This window comes from Salinicoccus halodurans, from assembly GCF_900114445.1.
Taxonomy (GTDB): Bacteria; Bacillota; Bacilli; order Staphylococcales; family Salinicoccaceae; genus Salinicoccus; species Salinicoccus halodurans.
Window position 1 is genome coordinate 114,574 of sequence record NZ_FOTB01000001.1, and the last position, 6,062, is coordinate 120,635.

A 6,062-nucleotide genomic window follows, 5' to 3' on the forward strand; every position below is an offset into this window, starting at 1 on the left:
GGTTCTTTTCCTATATTGGAGCGTTGTACATGAAAAGAATCAAACTTCAGATGGTAAGAGATGATTTGAATGATATACCCGGATACGAACTGCCGGAAGGATACAGATTCCGTATGTTTGAAGCGGGGGATGAAAAAATCTGGGCGGATATCGAAACCCGGGTGGATGAATTTGAAACGGAAACGAAGGCGCTTGAGAGGTTTCGACGCGAGTTCGGTCCGTACATCGATGAAATGGGCCACCGGTGTTTATTCATAGAAAATCCTGAAGGGGAAGCGATCGGTACGACGACTGCGTGGTACGGTGACCTGGAAGGGGACGGGAATATCCGCGGCCGGATCCACTGGGTCGGGATTGTGCCGGAATACCAGGGCAGGGGGTTGTCGAAGCCGCTACTCAGTCAGGTGATGAATATTTTGGCTGAATTTCATGAGTCAGCTTATCTGACGTCGCAGACGACGAGCTGGCAGGCGGTGAATATGTATTTGAATTTCGGATTCCGTCCGGTGCGGCTGGATGATGATTATGAAGAAGCCTGGTCGCTGCTTGAAGAGAAGCTTGGCAGGATAATTGGTTACTGAAGAAAAAACTTCATCTATAGTATAGCTTAATCATTGACGTGCGTTAAAACGTACGCTATGCTTATAGCAAGAGGTGGTAATTATGGATATTATGTCCCCAACAGATGCAAGAAAAGATTTTTACAGTGTACTTAAACGCGTTAATGAAGATCACCAACCGGTCATTATTAATGGGAGCAAGGAAAACAGTAATGCTGTAATCATCAGTCAAGAAGATTGGCAAAGTATACAGGAAACTCTGTTTCTGGAACAAACCGGCGTAATGGACAAAGTCAGGAAAAGAGAAACAGACGAGAGTGGGTTTACCGATATTGATGATTTGGATTGGGATAATATCTGATGTCGAATTATCGTATAGTGATAAAAAATTCGGCTAAAAGCGACTTGAAGAAAATAAAGCATTCTAACTTGAAGAGCCAGTTTGAAGATGTAATTGATGTTTTGAAAGAAAATCCATATTATCCAAACCAATCGTTTGAAAAACTGCAACCTAAAAATCAAGGGCGGTATTCAAGAAGAATTAATCAGCAGCATAGAGTAGTTTATAAAGTCGATGATTCTTTAAAACAAGTTGAAATATATTCGGCTTGGTCTCACTATGAATAATGACGAATAAAATCAACCCGGATTAACGGCTGACAGTCGTATAATCCGGGTTTCATTTTTTATTGAGTACTGGAAAAGCACATGACGATAGTGTGACTTTTTAATGAAAGCATTATCAATGTGGTATAATTTGATTCATAAAAAAGTGCGGGATGTGAAATGTATATGAACAAAAGACTGATGGTGTTATTGACTGCATTCATGGTGAGTATTGTATTTGGAAGCGTCGCCGAAGCGCATTCTTCAATGGTTTCTTCGGATCCTGAAGACGGGTCGACGGCTGAAGGGGAAGTTTCTGATGTCACGATGACTTTTGACACTGATATCCAGCAGGAAGAGGAAATCTATCTTGAGAATGCTGACGGGGAAAGAGTGGAGCCTGAAGCTGTGAACATTGACGGCGATACTGTGGAAGTAACTTTTTCTGAACCGCTTGCTGCTGCAGAGTACAATGTGATCTGGGAGCTTTACGGTGCGGATGGTCATCTTGTAAATGGTGACTTCGGATTTACTGTAGCCGAGGGGGCAGCGGATGGTTCTAAAAAAGAATCTGAAGAAACAGCAGAAGAACAGACTGAAGAGGAACAGCCTGAAGAACAGACTGAAGAGGAACAGCCTGAAGAACAGACCGATGAAGTACCGGCTGAAGAGTCGGAAGGTGCTGTTGAAGATGCGGCAGTTGAGGACGGGGGCGGCATGTCCGGCGGTGTGATTGCATTGATTGTCGGACTTGGAATTGTGGTAATTGCGATGATCATCTTCTTCGCACGCAGGCGAAAATAGGGAGGCCGGCTGATGGTTATTGCTTCCCAGCTTCTTTTGTATTTATGCCTCTCACTTTTGATGGGGGTAATGCTCGGCAATTCAGTATTTGCCGGACATATGCCGAAGTTCCGTGTTCCGAAATGGCTGTTGATTTCGGCGGCGGCGGGTGTCGTCGTATTCGGCTTTTCATCTTCACTCGTGATCATCCTCAATATGGCGGGAAGCCTTTCTTTCGCGGGCGCACTCTGGCAGGTGCTGTTCAGCTTCAATACCGGCCGGGCATGGCTGTTCATGTATCTGATTTCCATCATACTCATTGCATTTTTTGCTTTTGACATAATGGAAGGCCGTGCAATGGCCCGCGCCGGCACAGTGCTGGTGGTGCTGCTTGCGGTTGCGCAGAGTTTCGCCAGCCATGCTTTCGAGCAGGCGGGTTTCTGGGGCATTACGGTGCATGCGGTCCATCTGCTGGCTGTGATGGTGTGGAGCGGGCTCTTGACCATACTCGGCTGGTTCACTGTTGAAAAGGTGAAGTGGACGGATGTGCTGTCCTGGTTCACACCGCTTGCTTTGATATCTATCATTGTTCTGGCGGTTTCCGGAATATTCACCGGTGATGTGGTGACCGCGGCCGCGGATCCAAGTGGTGAACAGATCAATATATTCCAGCGGTTTGCGAATGCCTGGCTGACGGATTACGGTCAGTCACTGCTGTTCAAGCAGCTGTTGCTGGCGGCAATTCTGGGGTTTGGCATCATCAACGGCATTCTGTACAGAAAACGATTGCATGATGAACCGGATCTTCAGATACAGCCGTGGATCAAAGCGGAATCATCTCTTGTACTGATTGTCCTGGCAGTGACCGCTTTTATGAGTGAACAGGCGATACCGAATCAGATTGATACAATCATTGAACGGAGCGGGGCATCCGGACTTTTTGCAGCTGTCTACGGTCAGGGTCTGCCTGCTGATCTGACGGTTGCGCTGACATTTGACGCTGTGGGCATAGTGCTGCTTGTGCTTGCCGCAGTATTTTTCTGTTTCATGCTGTATGCGGCCAAAATGCGGATGCATGCGGTGGTGTCGCTCTTTATGGCATTATGCTTTGTGCTGTCTGCGTATACCGGACTGATGCTGAGTGTGGCATGATGTGACTTGATGAAAGTGCTAATAATTTGAATAAAAAGTCTCAATTCCCGGATACATGTGTCCGGGAATTTTTGTCTGATGCGGTGTTTATCGGACATTGAAAATTCACGGTGTCCGAAGAAAGGGAGTTATCGGACATCGTAGCGCAAACTGTCAAACAGCCGGAGATTTTTATTGTAATTGCTAAATTATGTTTCCATAACACTATTATGACAATGATATTATTGATTCAATATGTTAGTTTGGAAAGGGATTCATAATAAAACAAAGGGGAGATTTTATGGAATTTACGAATCAGCCGATACTGATTTGGTTTGTTATCGGTTATGGAATTTTTATGCTGATACTGGGTGTGTTCTACTCGAAGAAGATCAGCTCAAGTGAGGACTTCATCCTTGCAGGGAAATCACTCGGCCCGATCGTCCTGATGGGGACGCTGCTTGCGACGTGGGTCGGAAGTGGATCTGTGACGGGCGGTCAGAACTCGCTCGCCTATTCGTTCGGTCTGTGGCCGGCACTGATGTCGACGCTGCCGTCACTGATCGGTATCGGAACGATCTTTCTCATTTCATCGAAGATCAAGCACTACGGAAAATACACTGTTGCGGAAATACTTGAAGTAAAATACGGACGATGGGCGAGCGTGCTGGCAGCCCTTATCATCATTTTGGCGTTCGTCGGCATCGTTTCCTACCAGTATCAGGGGCTCGGGTTCATCCTGAACATATCCACGGGTATTTCACCTGAAATGGGGACGGTCATCGGCGCGGCAATCATCATATTCCTGGCGTGTGTCGGCGGCCTGATGTCTGTCGCACCGACGGATGCCGCGAGTGCGTTCCTCGTAATACTGGGGCTCATCATCGCATTGCCAATCGCCCTGTCTGTCGGCGGCGGCTGGAGTGAAATCACGGCAAATGTACCGGACAGCCATATGTCACTGACCGGCGGACTGAGCTTCGTCCAGCTGATGGGCTACTATCTGCCGACATTATTCCTGCTGCTCGGTGACCAGAACATCTATCAGAGGATGACGGCTTCAAACAATGATAAATCGACGAAACTCGGAACTGCCGGATGGATTCTCGGCCTGATCGTCGTGACACCGATCATTTCCATTCTCGCATTCATTTCGCGCTCTTTATTCCCTGACATTGATCCGGGTATGGCGCTGATCGCACTGACAAGCGTGCTGCCGATCGCAGTCGGCGGCGTTCTGATTGCGGCACTCACGGCATTCATCGTCACGACGGGCAACTCCTATCTGCTGTCGGCCGCGACGAGCGTAATCTACGACTTCTTCGGAAAATACATGAAAAAGGACATCACCGACCATCAGAAACTCGTGTATACACGCGTGCTGATTCCGGTGCTCGGCATCATCGCCTTCCTGCTCACGATGTACTTCCCGACGGTGCTGTCCGTCCAGATGTACGCCTACACGGTATACGGCGCAGGCATCACACCGGCACTGCTCGCTGTGTTCCTGTTCCCGCAGGTGACCCGTGCGGCCGGACTGTCGTCGATGGTGACCGGACTCGTCGTGACACTGTTCTGGGAATTCTTCTACGTACAATCGACGGAAATCAACTCCGTCATCATCTCAGTGCCGGCGGCAATTATCGTACTGATCGTGGTAACACTGTTCACTAAGGATAAAAACCAGGGTATGAAAGAGGTGGCTGAATGATGAATATGCACCAGAGGATCGAGAGATTAAGGGAAGTAATGGAGGCACGCGGCCTTGATGCCGCTGTCATCTTCAATTTTGAGAATCAGTTCTATTTCAGCGGATTGAAGGCCATCACGTATTCACGGCCGATCATTCTCATTGTGGAACGCACGCGCCAGAGTCTGATTATTCCTAGATTAGAGGAGAATCATGCGAAGGAAAAGACGGATGTGGACGCGCTCTATGTGTATCATGAAGTTGCGGGCGCAGGTGATGCGGGCACGGATTACCGTGAACTGTTTGATGAGGCGCTTTCCAAACTGGGGCCTGACAGCACAGTCGGGATTGAATATGGTTCGCTGCCGACGGATTACACGCTCAGAATCCAGGACCAGGGATTCGGGATTGAAGACATCGGCCGGGATATCGTGGAACTGAGAGCAATCAAAACGGATGAAGAAATAGGAATGATCCGGAAATCCGGAGAACTGGTGAGCGGTGCATTGAAAGAGACGCTGGAGAATTCCAGTGCCGGCAAGTCGGAACTCGAGATCGACTATTACGGCAACCAGTTCTTATTCGAGGAGATATCTCAGAAATACACGAACTCGACACTGGACTACTTCGTCATGTCGCCGTCGGGTGTCCGCCGCACGAACATGCCGCATGTGTTCTCGAATACACGGAAACTGGAGGAGGGGGACGTCATCATCCACAGCAGGCAGGTCGGACTGAACGGCTACCGGGCGGAATGCGAGCGCACGTTTTTCGTCGGTGAACCGGCAGACCGCCAGCGTGAAGTGTTTGATGTCATGCTGCGGGCGCATATCGCCGCTCTGGATTTCATCAAAGTTGGGGTGACGGCGGCGGAAGTGAACGAAGCCGCGCTGTCCGTGATCCGGGAAGCGGGACTGGAAGAATACGTCTCACACCGGACCGGTCACGGCATCGGGATCGGCCAGCACGAAGAACCGTCGCTCAGGTTCGACAACAATCTCGTGCTCGCGCCCGGCATGGTGTTCTGCGTCGAGCCCGGGATCTATGTGCCGGGCGTCGGCGGATTCAGACATTCGGATACGGTCGTGCTCAGGGAAGACGGCACCGAAATCATCACAGAATATCCGAGAGATCTGGAGAGTCTGATATTTAAATAGAAGTTTGAGATGGAGACTGCGGTCTCCATTTTTTTGTGGACGGCGACCGATAAAAAGGTTTGTCGGCCGCCGCGGTGCGTACGATGTCCATAAAGGGCGTTATCCGGCCTTCGTTGATGCAGACGACGTCCATAA

At 49.2% G+C, this 6,062-nt stretch carries 7 protein-coding genes; all 7 read left to right on the top strand.

Translation table 11 applies throughout. The features are described 5' to 3' along the window. Positions 1 to 29: 29 nt before the first annotated feature. The 7 genes from BM271_RS00560 to BM271_RS00590 all read left to right on the top strand — a co-directional run bounded on the left by BM271_RS00560 (position 30) and on the right by BM271_RS00590 (position 5,927). Positions 30 to 581, top strand: coding sequence for a GNAT family N-acetyltransferase (locus tag BM271_RS00560; RefSeq protein WP_046789705.1), 552 nt, complete (start codon positions 30 to 32; stop codon positions 579 to 581). Between the two features lie 82 nt (positions 582 to 663). After that, positions 664 to 921, top strand: coding sequence for a type II toxin-antitoxin system Phd/YefM family antitoxin (locus BM271_RS00565; RefSeq protein WP_046789706.1), 258 nt, complete (start codon positions 664 to 666; stop codon positions 919 to 921). Then, the gene (locus BM271_RS00570) at positions 921 to 1,187 is read left to right on the top strand and encodes a Txe/YoeB family addiction module toxin (protein WP_046789707.1); all 267 of its coding nucleotides are present in this window, start codon (positions 921 to 923) and stop codon (positions 1,185 to 1,187) included. Before BM271_RS00565 ends, BM271_RS00570 begins: the two co-directional genes overlap by 1 nt. Positions 1,188 to 1,352: 165 nt before the next feature. After that, positions 1,353 to 1,970, top strand: a complete 618-nt coding sequence (locus BM271_RS00575) for a copper resistance CopC family protein (RefSeq protein ID WP_046791444.1) — start codon at positions 1,353 to 1,355, stop codon at positions 1,968 to 1,970. A gap of 12 nt (positions 1,971 to 1,982) precedes the next feature. After that, on the top strand, positions 1,983 to 3,101 hold the full coding sequence (locus tag BM271_RS00580; RefSeq protein ID WP_046789708.1) for a copper resistance D family protein: 1,119 nt from the start codon (positions 1,983 to 1,985) through the stop codon (positions 3,099 to 3,101). A 280-nt stretch (positions 3,102 to 3,381) separates the two neighbouring features. Next, positions 3,382 to 4,791: a sodium:solute symporter family protein gene (locus BM271_RS00585; protein WP_046789709.1), complete on the top strand. Its 1,410-nt coding sequence runs from the start codon at positions 3,382 to 3,384 to the stop codon at positions 4,789 to 4,791. Continuing rightward, positions 4,791 to 5,927: a M24 family metallopeptidase gene (locus tag BM271_RS00590; protein WP_046791445.1), complete on the top strand. Its 1,137-nt coding sequence runs from the start codon at positions 4,791 to 4,793 to the stop codon at positions 5,925 to 5,927. Before BM271_RS00585 ends, BM271_RS00590 begins: the two co-directional genes overlap by 1 nt. Positions 5,928 to 6,062 lie beyond the last annotated feature (135 nt).

What these genes read in the sequence shown, in the direction of transcription:
- BM271_RS00560 (WP_046789705.1), top strand. Translation starts at nt 30, where the DNA reads ATGAAAAGAATCAAACTTCAGATGGTAAGAGATGATTTGAATGATATA.
- BM271_RS00565 (WP_046789706.1), top strand. Translation starts at nt 664, where the DNA reads ATGGATATTATGTCCCCAACAGATGCAAGAAAAGATTTTTACAGTGTA.
- BM271_RS00570 (WP_046789707.1), top strand. Translation starts at nt 921, where the DNA reads ATGTCGAATTATCGTATAGTGATAAAAAATTCGGCTAAAAGCGACTTG.
- BM271_RS00575 (WP_046791444.1), top strand. Translation starts at nt 1,353, where the DNA reads ATGAACAAAAGACTGATGGTGTTATTGACTGCATTCATGGTGAGTATT.
- BM271_RS00580 (WP_046789708.1), top strand. Translation starts at nt 1,983, where the DNA reads ATGGTTATTGCTTCCCAGCTTCTTTTGTATTTATGCCTCTCACTTTTG.
- BM271_RS00585 (WP_046789709.1), top strand. Translation starts at nt 3,382, where the DNA reads ATGGAATTTACGAATCAGCCGATACTGATTTGGTTTGTTATCGGTTAT.
- BM271_RS00590 (WP_046791445.1), top strand. Translation starts at nt 4,791, where the DNA reads ATGAATATGCACCAGAGGATCGAGAGATTAAGGGAAGTAATGGAGGCA.